General features: G+C 71.6%; 16 protein-coding genes. 6 read left to right on the top strand and 10 right to left on the bottom strand.

Annotation, left to right across the window (positions count from 1 at the left end; genetic code table 11):
* Nucleotides 1-26: 26 nt before the first annotated feature.
* The 4 genes from IAG44_RS42700 to IAG44_RS42710 all read right to left on the bottom strand — a co-directional run bounded on the left by IAG44_RS42700 (nt 27) and on the right by IAG44_RS42710 (nt 5,516).
* A complete protein-coding gene (locus tag IAG44_RS42700; protein WP_187752381.1) occupies nt 27-2,810 on the bottom strand; it encodes an ATP-binding protein in 2,784 nt (927 codons plus the stop codon).
* 80 nt (nt 2,811-2,890) lie between these two features.
* Nucleotides 2,891-3,454: an MmyB family transcriptional regulator gene (locus IAG44_RS44925; protein WP_425508554.1), complete on the bottom strand. Its 564-nt coding sequence runs from the start codon at nt 3,452-3,454 to the stop codon at nt 2,891-2,893.
* Entirely contained in the window at nt 3,451-4,308 is an 858-nt protein-coding gene (locus tag IAG44_RS42705; RefSeq protein WP_187752382.1) for an alpha/beta fold hydrolase, read from the bottom strand. The genes IAG44_RS44925 and IAG44_RS42705 overlap by 4 nt, the downstream gene beginning before the upstream one ends.
* 137 nt (nt 4,309-4,445) lie before the next feature.
* Nucleotides 4,446-5,516: an alpha/beta fold hydrolase gene (locus IAG44_RS42710; protein ID WP_187752383.1), complete on the bottom strand. Its 1,071-nt coding sequence runs from the start codon at nt 5,514-5,516 to the stop codon at nt 4,446-4,448.
* Between the two features lie 483 nt (nt 5,517-5,999).
* Here IAG44_RS42710 and IAG44_RS42715 point away from each other — a divergent pair, with 483 nt between their 5' ends.
* From IAG44_RS42715 to IAG44_RS42730, 4 genes are all read left to right on the top strand, one after another.
* Nucleotides 6,000-6,863 (top strand): response regulator transcription factor, encoded by an 864-nt coding sequence (locus IAG44_RS42715; RefSeq protein ID WP_246563242.1) that lies wholly within the window; start codon nt 6,000-6,002, stop codon nt 6,861-6,863.
* Between the two features lie 108 nt (nt 6,864-6,971).
* Nucleotides 6,972-7,691, top strand: coding sequence for an SRPBCC family protein (locus tag IAG44_RS42720; protein ID WP_187752384.1), 720 nt, complete (start codon nt 6,972-6,974; stop codon nt 7,689-7,691).
* Between the two features lie 22 nt (nt 7,692-7,713).
* Nucleotides 7,714-8,685 carry a quinone oxidoreductase family protein gene (locus IAG44_RS42725; protein WP_223006853.1) on the top strand — a complete coding sequence of 324 codons (972 nt, stop codon included), beginning with the start codon at nt 7,714-7,716 and terminating at the stop codon, nt 8,683-8,685.
* Nucleotides 8,686-8,837: 152 nt separating this feature from the next.
* Nucleotides 8,838-9,266 (top strand): Ohr family peroxiredoxin, encoded by a 429-nt coding sequence (locus IAG44_RS42730; protein ID WP_187752386.1) that lies wholly within the window; start codon nt 8,838-8,840, stop codon nt 9,264-9,266.
* A 269-nt stretch (nt 9,267-9,535) separates the two neighbouring features.
* Here IAG44_RS42730 and IAG44_RS42735 read toward each other — a convergent pair whose 3' ends face one another.
* The 3 genes from IAG44_RS42735 to IAG44_RS42745 all read right to left on the bottom strand — a co-directional run bounded on the left by IAG44_RS42735 (nt 9,536) and on the right by IAG44_RS42745 (nt 11,315).
* Complete coding sequence (locus IAG44_RS42735) at nt 9,536-10,111, bottom strand: BlaI/MecI/CopY family transcriptional regulator (RefSeq protein WP_187752387.1); 576 nt, start codon at nt 10,109-10,111, stop codon at nt 9,536-9,538.
* A 213-nt stretch (nt 10,112-10,324) separates the two neighbouring features.
* Complete coding sequence (locus tag IAG44_RS42740) at nt 10,325-10,888, bottom strand: CGNR zinc finger domain-containing protein (RefSeq protein ID WP_187752388.1); 564 nt, start codon at nt 10,886-10,888, stop codon at nt 10,325-10,327.
* Between the two features lies 1 nt (nt 10,889).
* On the bottom strand, nt 10,890-11,315 hold the full coding sequence (locus IAG44_RS42745) for a hypothetical protein (RefSeq protein ID WP_187752389.1): 426 nt from the start codon (nt 11,313-11,315) through the stop codon (nt 10,890-10,892).
* Between the two features lie 386 nt (nt 11,316-11,701).
* Here IAG44_RS42745 and IAG44_RS42750 point away from each other — a divergent pair, with 386 nt between their 5' ends.
* Nucleotides 11,702-13,321: a DUF6351 family protein gene (locus IAG44_RS42750; protein WP_187752390.1), complete on the top strand. Its 1,620-nt coding sequence runs from the start codon at nt 11,702-11,704 to the stop codon at nt 13,319-13,321.
* A gap of 395 nt (nt 13,322-13,716) precedes the next feature.
* Here IAG44_RS42750 and IAG44_RS42755 read toward each other — a convergent pair whose 3' ends face one another.
* Both IAG44_RS42755 and IAG44_RS42760 read right to left on the bottom strand, forming a co-directional pair.
* The gene (locus IAG44_RS42755; protein ID WP_246563245.1) at nt 13,717-14,169 is read right to left on the bottom strand and encodes a cytochrome P450; all 453 of its coding nucleotides are present in this window, start codon (nt 14,167-14,169) and stop codon (nt 13,717-13,719) included.
* Nucleotides 14,170-14,190: 21 nt separating this feature from the next.
* Nucleotides 14,191-14,658 carry an SsgA family sporulation/cell division regulator gene (locus tag IAG44_RS42760; protein ID WP_187752391.1) on the bottom strand — a complete coding sequence of 156 codons (468 nt, stop codon included), beginning with the start codon at nt 14,656-14,658 and terminating at the stop codon, nt 14,191-14,193.
* 424 nt (nt 14,659-15,082) lie between these two features.
* Here IAG44_RS42760 and IAG44_RS42765 point away from each other — a divergent pair, with 424 nt between their 5' ends.
* Complete coding sequence (locus IAG44_RS42765; RefSeq protein ID WP_187752392.1) at nt 15,083-15,493, top strand: hypothetical protein; 411 nt, start codon at nt 15,083-15,085, stop codon at nt 15,491-15,493.
* Nucleotides 15,494-15,589: 96 nt separating this feature from the next.
* On the opposite strand, the gene IAG44_RS44930 is transcribed toward IAG44_RS42765, so the two are convergent.
* The gene (locus tag IAG44_RS44930) at nt 15,590-15,961 is read right to left on the bottom strand and encodes a response regulator transcription factor (RefSeq protein ID WP_187752393.1); all 372 of its coding nucleotides are present in this window, start codon (nt 15,959-15,961) and stop codon (nt 15,590-15,592) included.
* Nucleotides 15,962-15,972: the final 11 nt, after the last annotated feature.

A 15,972-nucleotide genomic window follows, 5' to 3' on the forward strand; every position in this document is an offset into this window, starting at 1 on the left:
CGCGTCATCCTGCGCCCGGGCCGCGGTCAGCCCTGGCTCTCTGCTTCGAGCTCGGAGAGGGCGTCCCTCAGGGCGGCCCGTGAGGTGATGCCCAGCTTGGGATAGATCTGATACAGGTGCGTGCCGATGGTCCGGTGGGACAAGAGCAGGCGCTCGGCGATCTGCTTGTTGGTCAGCCCCGTCGCCGCGAGCGTGGCGATCTGCATTTCCTGGGCGGTCAGCGTCCTGCCCCCGGGCCGGGCGTCGGCCGGCGTGGACCGGCCGCCGGCCCGCAGTTCCGCCGCGGCACGGGCCGCCCAGGGCTTGCTGCCCAGACGCTGGAAGATCTCCAGAGCCCGGGTCAGCTGCTCCCGGGCCTCCGTCGTGGCGCGCATGCGCCGCAGACGCTCGCCGTGGAAGAGGAACACCCGCGCGACGTCGAAGGGCCAACGCTCCGGACCGGGCAGCGACAACGCCTGCTCGAAGAGGGCAAGCCCCTCTTTCCCGGGCGTGGTGAGGGCTTCGCAGGCCAGGACCAGCAGCTCCAGCCGGGGTGACAGCTCCGCCATGGAGGAGGCGCGCATCGCGGCCGAGTGGGCCGCGGCCTCCCGCTGCCGGCCGGTCCGGACGGCAGCCTCGACCAGATCCATCGTGCCCCACATCGCGATCGGGACGTACGGGGCCACGGTCCCGGGCGGGCTGAGCGCGCAGGCGTGCTGGTAGGCCGTCTCGAAGTCGCCGCGGCCGAGGGCGGCCAGCGCCCTGGCATGGCAGGCGAAGAACCGTGCGCCGTGGGTCCCACGGGGCGTCGCCCACCGGACGATCTCCTCGGTCAGCGCGTCGCTGGCCTCCCCGTCGCCCCGCACGGCGGCCGCGACCGCCTGGATGTACTGGAAGTACCAGGCGAAGAACCGGTAGTCGTGGTCCTCGCAGAGCGTGAGCCCTTCGCGCGCGAACTCCGCCGCGTCGTCCCAGCGGCCCAGATGGAAGTAGTCCAGACCCAGGTGCATCAACGCGCCGAGGTGGCGGCGGACCGGTGCGGTGCCGGCACGGCCCTGCTCCACCAGCTGGCGCGTGGCCCACCGGAAGTCCCCGAGCCGGTCGGGGAAGACGGAGGCCGTACCGACACGGATCACCCGCGTGGGGTCGTCGCCCACGGCGGCGATCAGCTTCGTCAGCCGGGGGAGTGCCGCGGCACCGGTGCGGGCCGGATCGCCGAAGGTCTGGGTGATCACCCAGAGCAGTTCCGGCGGTTCGGGGCTCAGCCGCGCCACGAACCCCGACAGCGGTTCCCACAGCTTCGGGTCACCGCCGTACCAGCACAGCAGCACCAGCAGGTGCAGCGCTTCGACAAGGGCCTCGTCCGAGGCGTCGTAGCCGTGCTCCCCGGACTCGATCGCGCCGACCAGCAGCCGGTACGCGGTGTCGATGTCGCCGTCCTTGTTGATCAGCAGGAATGCGGAAGCGGCCGCCGCGTGCAGCGACTGCTGTCCGGAGGGGTGGGCCTGGGCGCCGGCGAGCAGCCGCGAGGCGTCTTCCAGCTCGCCGCTGGAGTCCACGCCGATGTAGGCGGCCTCGGCCATACGGCGGCTTTCGTCGGACGCCGCGGGGCTGAGCCCGGCGGCGCGGGTCAGCGCCGCCACCGCGCCGAGCGCGTCCCCGCGCCGCAGCCGGCGGCGCGCGGCCTCCTCCAGCAGTGCCGCGACCTTCTCGTCCCGGCCCACGGTCGCCTCACCCAAGTGCCAGGCACGGCGCTCCGGTTGGTCGCCGAGCACGCCGGCGAGGGCTTGGTGGGCTCGTCTGCGCTCCGCGGCGGTCGCCAGCTTCACCACCGCGGAACCGATCAGCGGATGCCGGAAGGACAGCCGTCGATTGTCGGTCGAGACCGACACCAGCCGGTTGCGCTCGGCGGGTGCCAGATCGTCGACGCCGGCCCGGTCGGCCGCCGCCACGATGGACGGCAGGTCACCGGTTCCGTCGAGGGCGGCGATCAGCAGCAACTCCCGGCTGCCGGCGGGCAGTTCGGCCACACGCGAGGCGAACATGGCCTGAAGCCGCTCGCTCAGGGGCAGCACCGGTGGCACCGCAGCGAGGGCCGCGCGCTGCTCGGCGGAGAGCGCCGACGGCAGCTCCACCAGCGCCAGCGGGTTGCCCCGGGCCTCGGCCGCGATACGGCGCCGTACGGCGGGGGAGACGTCGGGGTGTGCGAGGGCGAGCAGTTCGGCCGACGAGGCGTCGTCCAGCGGGCGCAGGTGGTGCTCGGGCAGGCCGCTCGTTTCGAAGAAGCTCTCCGAGCCCTCACGGGACGCCCCGAGGAAGCCGATCCGGCTGCCCACGAGCCGTCGTGCCACGAAGCCGAGCACCGCGTTGGTGGCCCGGTCCAGCCACGGCAGGTCGTCGACCACCAGCAGCAGCGGCGTTCGGAGGGACAACTGCCGCAGCAGCAGAAGAACCGCCGTGGAGGTGAGGAGACGGTCGGGAGCGGGCCCACCCCCGATGCCGACCGCGACCCGCAGGGCGTCACGGTGGACGTCGTCGAGGAGGTCGAAGTCGTCGAAGAGCGGTACGAGCAGTTGGTTGAGACCGGCGTAGCCGATGTCGGCCTCGAACTGCACCCCCGCCGCGCGCAGGACCCGGACACCATTGCGCACGGCGTCGGCGGCGACCGCGTCGAGCACCGCGGTCTTGCCCACCCCTGCCTCGCCCGAGAGCAGCAGGGCCGCGCCTCGGACATCGGCGTCGGTCAGGAAGGAGGTGATGAAGGCGAGGTCCTTGTCGCGACCGACCAGCCGTGTCGAGGGCGGGCGCCCGCGCGGGTCCAGGTCATCCATCGGGTTGCCTCCAACTGCCGATGTACGGACGCCCGGTGAGGGGGTCGGCCTGGTGGTGCCCGCACCCGGCTCCGTGCGGCTCATCGACACCGAAGTGTAAAGGACTTCCCCGTCCCACCTGGCCTTCCTCCGGGCACGGCCCCAGGACTGTCCGGATCTTGCCCACGCCCGCCGGACGGCGGTCCGCGGCGGACGCCGGGGTGGACGCGGCGCTTGCGGAGAACCGGATGGTGTCTGCCGGGCCGGGCTGCCGGACGTGGGCAAGACCGTCGGACGTTCCCCAGAGCCGCCGCGGCCGGCCAGGTGCGGAAGTCCTCGTCGCGGGCGGTCAGTTCGCCGACGAGACGGGCGAGGGCCGGATCGTCCGGACCGACGGCAGCCTCCCTGCGCAGGGCGGAGCCGGTCGTCGTCGCGGCGCAGGGCGCGGACCAGGGTGGCGAGCACGGGTTCGGAGGCAGGGACGCGGCCCTGTTCGAGCCGGATGCCGTAGGCGAGGCTGCGAGGAAGTCTCCCAGGGCTCGGTAGCCGGAGCACGGGGCATGGCTGCTTCCGGGGCGATGCTCACACGTGTGAGCGTGCCTGGTCGCACCCCGGCCGGGGCGGCGGGCGTCGTGGCCCGCCGCCCGCGCGGCGAGGTCGGTCAGCGGACGGTCGCGCGGGCGGCCCGCTCGATGACGTCGGCGACGAGGTGGGGGTGGGAGACCGCGACCGAGTGGGAGGCGGCGACCTCGACGGTGCGCGCGTGGGCACGCTCGGCCATGAAGCACTGGACGGCGGCGGGGATGTTGAGGTCGCGGGTGGTGACGATGTCCCAGCTGGGCTTGGTCTTCCAGGCCGCGGTGGTGGCCTTCTCCTCCAGGGCGGCCTGGGCGATGGGCCGCTGCGCGGCGGCCATGAGGGCGGCCTCCCCGGCCGGGACGTCGGCGGCGAACTGCTGACGGAACTTGTCCTGCTGGATGTACAGGTCGATGGCGGTCGAGCCGTCGGCCTGCTGGTAGGTGACCGGGTCGAGGGCACCGGGCAGAGTCGAGCCCGGGTACTTGCCGGTCAGTTCCAGGGCGCTCTCGCCGGGGGCGGGCAGGAAGCCGGCGACGTAGACGAGCGCCTTGACCTGGGGGTCGTCGGTGGCGGCCTGGCTGATGACATTGCCGCCGTAGGAGTGGCCCACGAGAATCTTCGGGCCGTCGACATGGCCGAGCACGGTCCGCAGGGCGGCGTCGGAGGCCGGGCCGCGCAGCGGGTTGGCGGCGGCGATGACGGGGTAGCCGTCGGCCTTCAGCTCGGCGGTGACACGGTTCCAGCTGGAGCCGTCGGCGAAGGCGCCGTGTTCCAGAACGATGGTGGGCCTGCGGTGTTTGCCAGTGCCGTCGGCCGCGTCGCCCTCGGTGGCCCCGGTCGCGGTGCCGCTGAGGGCGAACGCGCCGACCACGAGCCCTGCCGTGACCGCCGCGAGCCCGCCTGTCACCAGTCGGCTGCGCACACCCTTGATGTTTCCCACGACAAACCCCTCTCGGGCTGATTCTGTAGCGGATATCCGGTTGGACGGTTCGGGGCGCGTCGACCTCGTCACCACTCCGGGTGGTAATGAAGGGGAGGGCGCGCACGTCACCTGTGCGGGTGTCTCCGGACGCCGGCTCAGAGGCGGTCGGCGTCGACGACGGCCTGGGCGAAGGCGGTGGGCGCTTCCTGCGGCAGGTTGTGGCCGACGCCGGCGATGGCGCGGTGCTGGTAGGGCCCGGTGAAGCGGTCGCGGTAGAAGACGTCGTCGCCCGGTGCGGTGAAGGGGTCCAGGGCGGCGTCGAGGGTGATGGTGGGAACGGCGATCGAAGGTCGCGCGGCGAGCTGCCGCTCGTATCGGTCGTAGCGCCGTTCACCCTCGATCAGGCCGATGCGCCAGCGGTAGTTGTAGAGGACGACGGCGGCGTAGTCGGGGTTCTTGAAGGCCTCGGCGGTGCGCTGGAACGTGGCCTCGTCGAAGTTCCAGCCGGGGGAGACGAGGGTCCACACGTAGCGGCACAGGGCGATGCGGTCGTCGACGTTCTCCATGGCCTTCTTGCCGCGGTCGCCGGCGAAGTACCACTGGTACCACCAGTTGCGCTCGACGGCCGGAGCGGCGGGCTCCAGCTGGGCCTTGCGGTCGGTGATGAGGTAGCCGCTGGTGGAGACGAGGGCCTTGACGCGGTCGGGCCACAGGGCGGCGATGATGTCGGCGGTCCGCGTACCCCAGTCGAAGCCGGCGAGGACGGCCTTGTGGATCTTGAGGGCGTCCATGAAGGCGATGATGTCGAGTGCGATGGCGGACTGCTCGGCGGTGCGCGGGGTGCGGCGGGACAGGAACCGGGTGCTGCCGTGCCCGCGCAGGTGGGGAACGAGGACGCGATACCCCAGATCGGCGAGGAGCGGGGCGACGTCGACGAAGCTGTGGATGTCGTAGGGCCAGCCGTGCAGGCAGATGACGACGGGCCCGTGGGCCGGTCCGAGCTCGGCGTAACCGATGTCGAGGACACCCGCCTTGATGTGCCTGAGCGGGCCGAAACCGGCGTGGGTGCCGGGGGCGACGGTCGGCACCGTCGGCGCCGGCACCCCGCTCGCGCTGCCCGTGGTGACCGAGGCGGCGGACGCGGTCGGCGGGGCCCCGGGCAGCGGGACCGCAGCCGCGCCGGTGCCCAGGCCCACGGCCTTGGTGAAGGTGCGCCTGTTGATCATGAGAACCCCTTCGTCGTGTGTTTCCGGTGACCGTCCGGGAGCCGAGCCGCGACGACCCTGGCACAGCATTCGTCACCTGTCAAAGGGGTGACGCAAGATGGCTCGGCAGAGTAGGCGGTGTGCCCTTTCCGTGATCGTCGGACTGGTGTCACACACTCTCGTCCGCGCTGGAGCCGGACGCATCAGTCGTATGACGGTGTGTTGCCCGTCGTGGTGACCGATCTGACTCACACGTGTGCTGGGTGACGCCCAGCGCCCCTGACACCCTGATCGACCTGTAGCTGGTACAGCGGCGATCCGGAGAAGTGGCCGCCCCTCTTCCAGGCCCTCGATCGGCTGACCCCCGGTCCTCTCGACGTGCTGTGGGCCTGCGCCCTGTCCTTCGCCGACCCCGCTCGAAACCGGACCGCGGGCCCTGGAACTGCTCGACGCGCTGCCGGCCGGCATCGGCGAGGATCCCACCCATGTCGTTCGCGTCGGCATGTGCGTCGCCCAACTGGACCGGCGCGCCGTCACCTGGCCGCGCTGATGCATGTGTGCCTCGACGACCACACCGCGGGCCGGTGGGACCAGGCTCTGGCCCTGGCCGGTGAGGGGCTCGCCCTGTGCGAGGAGTACGGCTACCGCTTCTTCGCCTGCAAGCTCCAGTTCGTCCAGGCACTCGTGGCGGTGGCCAGGGGCGACACCGAGACGAACGCCGCCCTGGCGCAGGAGATCGTCCGCTGGGCCGCCCCCCGCGGTGCCCACGGGGCGCACGTGCTCGCCTTCCATACCCGAGGGCTCGCGGCCCTCGGCGCGGGCGACTACGAGGCCGCCTACCGCCATGCCGCCGCCCTGAGCCCGCCCGGAACCCTCCCCGCGTACCTCTTCCCCACGCCATGGCCGGTGCCATGGACCTGGTGGAAGCGGCGGTCAGAGCCGGACGGACCGCGAAGGCCACGGCACATGCGGCAGCGATGCGGCAATCCGCTGTTCGAACAGGCGCTCTCCCCGGCCCCGCCCGGCGCCTGGCCCTGCGACGACGAGAGAGGCCAGACAGCAGCTCGCCCGGGCCCTGGAGATGTTCGAACAGCTGGGAGCGGCACCCTGGGCGGCACGAACGAGGGCCGAACTCCGCGCCGGCGGCCGGGTGTCCGAGGCCGCCCCCCCCGGCCGGGGACGCTGACCGCTCAGGAACAGGAGATCGCGACGCTGGCCGCGACCGGGCTGACCGACAAGCAGATCGCCGAACGGCTGTTCCTGACGCACCGCACCGTCAGCACCCACCTGTACCGGATCTATCCCAAGCTCGGCATCAACTCCCGGGCCGCGCTGCGCGACGCCCTCGGCCCGGTGCACTCCGGCTGACGTCTCCCGACGACCGCGCAGTCGGATGACGGATGGGAAACCGCGCGGCCGACCGCACACTGAGAGCGTCCCTGCCGGAGCCGGTCAGCAGCGCGAAAGAGACCTCCGATGCATGACACCCCCGACAGCCGTACGGACATCCACTGGCCGTCCGGTTTCTCGCCCGCCGACGCCCACAGCCACCACCGGACGCGGGCCGTCGTACCGGGCTCTCCGGAGCGGACCTTCGCGCTGCTCACCGACGTGGCGGCCTGGCCGACCTGGATCCCCGCCTGCGAGGAGGTGAGCACCGACGCCTTCACCGAGACCTTCGAGGTGCGCTGGGCCGGATACCGGTTCGAGATCTTCGTGGGGGAACATGCGCCACCCCGCAGACTGGGCTGGCTGGGTGTCGGCGCCGGCGTGCAGATCTACCAGGCATGGCTGTTCACCGAGGTCGAGGGCGGCACGGAGGTGGTCGTGGAGAACGCCGTCCGGGCCGCCCTGCCCAAGGCGGTCGACACCCTGTCCCGAGCGTGGGGCCGACGCGTGGACGACCTGTGGCGCGCCCGGCTCGCAAGGCTGTCCAAAGGCCTCCCGGGCCCGCCTCCCTCAACACGTGTGAGTGCCGGCCGTCGACACTGCGCGGGCATCCGGAATTCCTGGACTCGATGGTCCAAAAAATGCTCCCTACGCTCGCAGCCGAACCATCGCCGAAGCAGATCCACGGGCTCGCGCTGCCCGGCGGCAGGATCGAAGCCCGGCGCGACTGCGCCGGCCTCACCCGCGCCCTCCTGCGTGGCTGAGCGAACCCCTGACACATATGCCGGTCGGCGCCGGCGACCGTGACGACAGAAGGAGACGAGGCACTGTGCGTGCTGTCGTGGTGGAAGAGCTGGGCGGGCCGGAAGTCCTGCGGCTGAGGGAGTGGCCCGACCCCGAACCCGAGCCCGGTGAGGTGGTGGTGGACATCGAATTCAGCGGTGTCAACTTCATGGACACCGGCACACGCTCGGGGTTCTCGACTCCCGGACGGCCGCCGTTCGTCCCCGGCGTCGAGGGCGCGGGCCGGATCACCGCCCTCGGTGAGGGCGTCAGCGGCTTCGCGACCGGCGACCGGGTCGCCTGGGTCTTCGCTTACGGCAGTTACGCCGAGAGGATCGCGATCCCGGCCGACCGGATCGTCCCGATCCCGGACGACATTCCGAGCGACATCGCCGCCGCGACGATGATGCAGGGGCTCACCGCGCACCACTTCGTCACCGAGTCCGCACCCCTGCCCGAGGGCGCGACCGCGCTCGTGCACTCCGTCGCCGGCGGCGTGGGGCGCATCGTCGTCCAACTGCTCGCACGGCGCGGTGTCCGCGTGATCGGTCTGGTCTCCCGCGAGGAGAAGGTACCGGTCGCGAAGAAGGCGGGGGCGGACGAGGTACTCGTCTCCTCCGGCGGCGATTTCGTGGACCGCGTCAAGGCCCTGACCGGCGGTGAAGGTGTGCACGCCGTCTTCGACGGCGGCGGCGCCGCCACCTTCTGGCGCTCGATCGAGGTCCTGCGGCGAGCCGGCACGCTGGTCTTCTACGGCCCGCTGCTCGGCGACATCCCCACGGTGCGCATGCTCGACCTGCCCAGGAGCGTGAAGGTCACCTACGCGGTGTTCGCGGACCACATCCACACCCGGGAACTGCTGCATCAGCACACCGCCGATCTCTTCGACAAGATCCGCGAGGGAGAGCTGCACATCGACATCAGCAGGCGTTACCCCCTGGGTGCGGCCGAGCAGGCACACACGGACATCGAATCGAGGCGCACGTCGGGCAAGTTGCTGCTCGACCCGCGCCTCTGAGCGCACACAGGATGTTCGTCACCACCTTGACCGGTGACGATGGCACTGCCATGATTCCATCACCATCTCAACCGGTGACGGATGGAGGGGGTCCTGATGGGCAGGTGCCCGTGGCCCTCTCCGGCCGTCAACCCACACGGGGAGCATCAGCCATGGCAGTCAGCTACACCGCCGTTGTCGACGTCGAGGGGGAGGGCCGTAACGGCGGTCACGCCCGTTCCTCCGACGGCCTGCTGGAGACCGGCCTCGCCCTGCCGAAGGAGCTGGGTGGCGCCGGCACCGCGACCAATCCCGAACAGCTCCTGGCCGCCGGGTGGGCCGCCTGTTTCCTCGGTGCCCTCCGACGCGCCGCCACCGCCCGCGGGATCCGGCTGACCAGCACCGCCATCACCGCCGAACTCACCCTCGCGCACGGCGACGACGGTGAGTTCTCCCTCTCGGCGGTGCTCAGCCCGGTGCTCGGAGGTGTCGACCAGGCCACCGCTCAGGAGCTCGCGCAGGCCGCCCACCGGATCTGCCCCTACTCCAAGGCCATGCGGGACAGCATTCCTGTCACCCTCAACGCCGATGCCGCGGCCTGACCAGCCCCTCCCCGGGGCGGAGACCCCGAAGGAACGTGACTGGCCCGAGGGCACGCGGATGTGGAACTGGTCGGAGAGTGTGATGCGGCTGGGCTACGGTCCGCCCGCGTCAAGTTTCCTGAACGGGCGTTGCCTCCAGGGGGTCACCGAGTACGCCTCCGGTCGCTGACTCCGGTCCCCGTGTGGCTCACCTGCCCCGGCAGACGTCACAGCGGAGAGCGAACCGGCCGGCGGCGAGCATACGTGTGAGCAGTGGCTCGCCCCGGTGCTCAGCCGTCCGCCCCGCTCGTGTTCTTCCGGTGGGGCGTCACGGGGGTGTACAGCACGGACCGCTGCTGCTTGTGACGCTGGATGCGGCCCTTGGCGACCAGGGCTTCGAGGGTGTTGCGCACCACCTGCGGTGTCGGGTTGCGGTCCGGGTGCTTCTCCAGAAGTTCCTCTCGCAACTCCTTCGCCAGGCGCGGCTCGTCATGCCGGTCGAGCAGCTCCGTCAGGAGGTCGCCGAGCAGGGGGCGGTGCGCCTTCCCCGCCGCACCAGCCTTCGTCGCGTCGTCCTTGGGCGCGCTCCTGGCGGGGGCCGGGCGCCGCGAGCCGGCTGTGCCGGGCGCCCGCTTCGTCTTCGCCACGACGGGCTCGTCCTGCGACTGCTCGGGCAGGCGTGAGGAGTCGGCGAAGCCCTCGTACTGCTCGGCGAGCTTCAGGATGTCCAGCAGAAGGGCCTCCTCCTGCTTCAGCACCGCGAGCCTGTGGGTCAGTTCGCGCTGACGCTCGCGGTTCTCCTCCAGGTCCGACGCGGCCTGATCCACGTACCGCGACCGGAGGGTGGCGGCTGACTGGCTGGTCACAACCGTTCACTCCCTCGATATGGATGACGCTGCGCATGCTACTCACGCCTCGCACCCCGTGCGGGCAGGTGTGGACGCCTGCCGCCTCGTCGGGCGTGTTCACTCCTCACGACAGGCGCCACTGCGGCCGTGTGTGGGGGAGCGGTGTGTGTGAGCGCCACTCCTGAGGACACCCGCGTCTGCCGGCAGCGGGAACCGGTCGACGCGGGGGGATCAGCGCGCGGGCGCGGCGGGCGCGGTCTTCTTGCGCGCGCGGTACGCGGCGGCCTTGATCTTGTTGCCGCAGGACTCCATGCCGCACCACTGGCGCCGCATGCCCCGGGAACGGTCGATGTAGACACGCGTGCACTCCGGGTTGCCGCACTCCTTGAGCAGGGGCACGTCCGGGCCGCTGAGCAGTTCGACGGCCTGCCGGGCGACGGTGGAGAGGGCCTGCTCGGGCGTCGCCTCGGTGTACCGGCCGGCCATGGTGAGCTGGGGCGTCACGGGGGTCTTGCGGGCCGTGGAGTTGACCACGGCGAGCGCTTCCCGGTGGAACTCCTCGCCGAGGCGCCGGTTCGTGATGAGCCGGTAGATGGCCTCGCGCACGGCCGTCGCGTCGCGGACGTCGTCCTCCTGGCCGGGTGTGATCGTGTCGACCAGCCCGGACTCCAGGTACCAGGCGTTGAGCCGCTCCGGGGTCACGAGCATCTCGAACCGGGTCGAGCGCCGGGCGCGGAGAGTGGCCGCGAAGTCGAGGGCCGGGTGCCCACACACAAAGACATGGTCAAGGTTCACATCACCATCTTGACAGGTGATAACTCCGGAAGGCAAGAGTTGTCACCGCTTCAGGTGGTGCCCGGTCTGCCGGGCGCGCTCGCGATCGTACGACAGGGTGCGGGGCGGGGGGGGGAAGGCGGTTCGTCGGCTCGTCGAGCGGCAGCTGCGGTGGGCGGGCCGGCAACAGGGCGAGCGTGAGTCGCCTGTGCTGGTCCACGGAGAGTCGCCCGACCGGTGTGTCCAGATCCCGCTCGGGCATCAGGCCGAGCGAATGCAGGGGCACCCGCCCCGCGCCCGCGGACAGCGCGTAGACGCCCCGGCCCGCCCGCTCCGGCCGCTGGAACACGGTGTCCTGGGCCGGCAGCCGGTCGGCGAGGACCGACAGCAACGGCGGCTTGCCCCCGCCGTTGCCGCCCGTCACCAGCAGCCGGTCCGCCGCCGGCACCTCGGCTCCTCCGGTGCGAGCGGACCCGGCACACGCACGTTCCGCAAGGACGTCGACGGCCGCGCGCTCCAGCTCCGCCGGCCGCCGGAAGGCGTCGCGCACCCGGCGGGAGATCCGGCTCCGCACGTGGCCGGCCCGGTGGCCCTGCCCTCCTCTTCCCGCTGCCGCGCCGCCCCTCTGCCGGGCGCGAGGTGATGCGCGATCCCCCACCGACTGGCGCACCCGCGTCAACTGCCCCGCATACCCGAATGTGAGCACAATTCTTTCGTCACCGGTTAAACTGGTGATAACTTCCCGCGCCTTCGACCGCTTCAACTGCTGCAACCGCTTCGACCGCACACATGTCGCTGCGGTCAGGCGCACAACCACTTCTTGATGGGAAACCGATGAGAAAGATCCTGGCCGTCCTCGCAGCCGGTGTGCCGCTCATGGCGGCGGTGTGTCTGCCGACCGCGTCGGCCGACACGCAGGGCACCGCTGCCGCCACACCTTCGCCCTGTTCATCCATGGCCGTGAAAGCCCCCGCCGGCACCGAAGTGGAATCGGTGACGGCGGTGCGCCGACCGGGCGGCACCATCGAGGGTGACGGCCTGCTGGGCGGCACGGTCAGCGGCGTTCCGGCCTTCTGCGAGGTGACGGTCACCCTCACCCACCCGGGCGACGGCGATCACGCGAGGGTGCAGACCTGGCTGCCCGAACAGCGCTGGAACGGCCGCTTCCAGGCGATCGGCGGCAGCGCCTACCGGGCCGGGGACAACGGCGTCGGTCTGGGCACCGCCGTCAAGAACGGATACGCCGTGACCACCACCGACGCCGGCGTGGGCGACGTCCTCGACACCGGCTGGGCACTGGACGGCGAGGGACGCGTCGACACCGCGCTGCTGGAGAACTTCGCCTCCCGCTCGCAGCACGAGGCGGCCGCCGTGGGCAAGGAAGTCGTCGCCTCGGTCTATGGCAAGAGCGCCGCGTACTCCTACTTCACCGGCTGTTCCACCGGTGGACGCCAGGGCTACACGGAGGCCCAGCGCCACCCCGGCGACTACGACGGCATCCTCGCCGACGCGCCCGCGATCAGCTGGGACGAGTTCGAGGTGGCCACCCTGTGGCCGCAGGTGGTCATGAACAACGAGAAGACCTACCCGGCCGACTGCGAACTGGACGCCTTCACCGCCGCCGCCGTCAAGGCGTGCGACCCGCAGGACGGCGTCAGGGACGGCTTCGTCAACGACGCCTCCCGCTGCGACTTCGACCCGCGCCGGCTGATCGGCACCAAGGTGGTGTGCCACGGCAAGGAGCTGACCATCAGCGCGGCCGACGCCGCCGTGGTCCGCAAGATCTGGGACGGCCCGCGCACCGCCACCGGCAAGAAGCTGTGGCCCGGCGTCCCGGTCGGGGCCGATCTGAAGGGCCTGGCCGCGACCTCCACGCCCGACGCCGACGGCAACGTCAAGGGCACCCCCTTCCCGGTGCCGGCCGCCTGGGTGGCGATCTGGCTGAAGAAGGACCCGTCCTTCGACGTCTCGACGATCACCTACAGCCAGTTCACCGAGCTGTTCCGGCAGTCCCGGGCCGAGTACGACGAGATCATCGGCACGGACGATCCGGACCTGTCCGCCTTCCGCGACCTTGGCGGCAAGCTCCTGACCTGGCACGGGCAGACCGACCAGTTCATTCCCACTCAGGGCACGGTCACGTACCGCCGGCAGGTCGAGCGGGAGATGGGCGGCACCGAGAAGGTCGACGACTTCTACCGGCTCTTCCTCGCCCCCGACACCGACCACTGCGGCCTCAACGGCGCGGACGGCTCGGCCGACGGACTCGCCGCCCTCGCCGCCTGGGTCGAGCGCGGCGAGGCCCCCAGGACGCTGCCCGCCACGCTGGTCGACTCCGCCGGTGAGCACGCCGACCGCAACCTGTGCGGCTACCCCCGGGTGTCCCGCTACCGGGGCCACGGCGACCCGGCCCTCGCCTCCAGCTTCCGCTGCCTCCTGCCGCCCCGACGCTGACCCGACGACGCCCCCTGACCGAGAAGACCGAACCGCCATGAGCCCCCGGACACGGCGCCCCCGACGTACGCACGCTCCTCGCCCTGAGGCTGTACCTGGGCCATGGCGCCCTCGCCCTGGCTCGGGCCACGGCGTTCGCCGGAGCCCACGAGAAACAGGACGATCCGGCGATCACGCCGGTGGCCGGCGGACTCCTGCGACGCGGCCCCCGGCTGGGCCGACAGCGGCCGATGCCGATCGCGGACGTGCTGTCGATGTGCACCACGGGCAGCGGCGTGTTCCTCCTCGCCCAGCCCGGCTTGCTGGGCTGGAGAAACCGTCAGATACGCACCCGGACCGTCCGACGGCCGCACCCCCTCCCGGCCCGCGTCCGCACGGCGCGGGCCGGGACTTCGTCAGGCGACGCGATACCGCCCCGGCAGCGAGAGCACGCCGCGGATGATGCCGGAGCCGATCCGGCCGAGTGCGTCCGCCGGGACGGCGAGTTCCAGCTCGGGGAGGCGGGACAGCAGCATGCGCAGGGCGACGGCTGTCTCCATGACGCACGCCCGGCCCGGCCACATCGAGTACGGCGGGATCGACGCCGTCGGACTGCGGGGCGTCGTGGCCGGCCGACCCCAGGGGCGACGGCGATCATCCCCGCCGCGCGGGATCCGCACCCCTGCCAACTCCACATCCCGTGCGGCGTAACGGCCCGTGGAGCGCTCGACGAAGGTGCCGTGGCGCAGGAACCCCTCCGCCGCAGGCATCAGATCCGGCCGCTCACGCAACACCCGCAGCTGCTCAGGATGTCGGAACAGGGCCGGCACGGCGCTGCCCAGCAGGTCGACGGTGCTCCTGTGGCCCACGACGACCGGACCGAGCCGTGGTCACTGGGGCGGTACTCCGGGGTCGGCGAGCAGGTCGAGGAGGAACCCGTCCCAGTTCAGGTCGTCCATCTCCGTCGCGGCCGAGGAGATCCGGTAGGTGGCGTCGAGCCATCGCGCCAGCGGGGCGGTGGGCACCTCGAAGAGCGCTTCCACCTCCCGTGACTCCAGCAGAAGCCACGAGGAGGGCTGTCCCCCGGGCAGCGTGGGCCACATGCGCACGTCGCCCGACCCGCTCATCGACGTCAGCCCCTCGTGCAGGAGCGCGCGGCCGATGTGCCACAGAAGGCCCGGTCCCCGCTCCGCCAGGAACTCGACCGTGATCACCGCGGGGAACTCCGGATCGAAGCGGAACTCCGCAGTGACAGGCAGCCGTGTGAACTCGTCGAGCATCTGGTCGAGATCCAGGAACAGCGAAGGCAGGTGCCCGGGCGCCGAGGGCGCCCGCAGTCGTGACGGGTCACGGTGCATGACAGGAGTTCCTTTCCGTGGGGCGGCGTCTGCAAGGCCCACTCTTCGCCGGAGACGGAAACCGCACATCGGTCACATGACGGTCGGATACGGCCCGTACGGCCCCCGGAGAGATGACGTAAGTCAGTCGGTATACGGGGGTCCGAGAAGGCTTCCGCAGGGAGGCGGCGTGGCACCCCCGTCGCCGGAACAGGTCCATGGCCTGCTCCACGGCCACACCGAGATCCTTTCGCCGGCGCCCTCCTCCAGGGCACACATGTGTGTGCGGGCGAGGCAGGCGAAGAGGGCAACATGTCCCGACTCCGACACGAGGACACGCGCGCGGACGAAACGAGATCAAGATTGCCCTGGACAGGGGCATGCTCAGCGAGGTGTTGTGAGGTTAGCCTCGACGGCATTGACGGCAAACGGCCTGAGGACCAACATGCACGTGCACCTGAATCCCCCACTGGAGCCTGGTAACGCGCCCCGGCATGCCGCTGCCATCGTCGCCACCGCGGCCGACATCAGCGGCGCGGAACTGGATTACAGCCTTGAGAGCATCGCTCTGGTGGAGGACATCGTGGACGGCTTCCGGGCCGAAGGTGTCACGGGCGAGGACATGGCCGAATCCCTCATCGGCTTCGGCTGCTACGTCGGTGAGATCCTCGCCCGCCGTGCCGGGGGGACCTGGCGCCACACCACGGCCGACCACCCGGCCACGGTCTCCCTGGTGGTGGAACTGCCCGACGCACGGGAGTCCTGTCCCATCGACTGGGTCTTCCACCGCCTGAAGTTCGGCGCGGAGATCAGCATCCGCGCCCTCTGCGAGGAGGCCGGCGCGAGCCGGACGTGAGCACGCCCACGGCGCACCCGCCGAGGACCGGCGCCGAGACCGCGTCCGACGGGGGAGAGGCGGACGGGCGGCGATGACCTGCCGGCCCGGTCGCCGTCAGGGCGACCGGTGGCTGCCCAGCGCGTCGGCAAGCTGCGCGCGTGCTGTCACACCCAGCCGGGGGAAGACGCGATAGAGGTGCGCCTCGACGGCCCGCGGCGAGAGAGCGAGCCGCTCTCCGATCTCACCGTTCGACAGTCCACGGCTCGCGAGTCCGGCGATGCGCAGCTCCTGGACGCTCAGCAGGCCACGGGCCACCACGGCCCCGGACACGCCGCCTCCCGGTCGCTCCCCGGAAGCCCGCTGCTCCGCGGCCGTCCGCGCCTCGGCGCCCGGCACCGGCCCCTCGCTGACGGGCTCGATGAACGACCGTGTGTGCCGCCCCGACCGGCCGGCGGGATGAGAGGAGATCCTGGCCTGCACGTTCATCGACGACCCCT

The sequence above is a fragment of the Streptomyces roseirectus genome, from assembly GCF_014489635.1.
In the GTDB taxonomy this organism is placed as follows: Bacteria; Actinomycetota; Actinomycetes; order Streptomycetales; family Streptomycetaceae; genus Streptomyces; species Streptomyces roseirectus.

What these genes read in the sequence shown, in the direction of transcription:
- IAG44_RS42760 (WP_187752391.1), bottom strand. Translation starts at nt 14,658, where the DNA reads ATGCACCGTGACCCGTCACGACTGCGGGCGCCCTCGGCGCCCGGGCAC.
- IAG44_RS42710 (WP_187752383.1), bottom strand. Translation starts at nt 5,516, where the DNA reads ATGATCAACAGGCGCACCTTCACCAAGGCCGTGGGCCTGGGCACCGGC.
- IAG44_RS42765 (WP_187752392.1), top strand. Translation starts at nt 15,083, where the DNA reads ATGCACGTGCACCTGAATCCCCCACTGGAGCCTGGTAACGCGCCCCGG.
- IAG44_RS42730 (WP_187752386.1), top strand. Translation starts at nt 8,838, where the DNA reads ATGGCAGTCAGCTACACCGCCGTTGTCGACGTCGAGGGGGAGGGCCGT.
- IAG44_RS42720 (WP_187752384.1), top strand. Translation starts at nt 6,972, where the DNA reads ATGCATGACACCCCCGACAGCCGTACGGACATCCACTGGCCGTCCGGT.
- IAG44_RS42700 (WP_187752381.1), bottom strand. Translation starts at nt 2,810, where the DNA reads ATGGATGACCTGGACCCGCGCGGGCGCCCGCCCTCGACACGGCTGGTC.
- IAG44_RS42750 (WP_187752390.1), top strand. Translation starts at nt 11,702, where the DNA reads ATGAGAAAGATCCTGGCCGTCCTCGCAGCCGGTGTGCCGCTCATGGCG.
- IAG44_RS44930 (WP_187752393.1), bottom strand. Translation starts at nt 15,961, where the DNA reads ATGAACGTGCAGGCCAGGATCTCCTCTCATCCCGCCGGCCGGTCGGGG.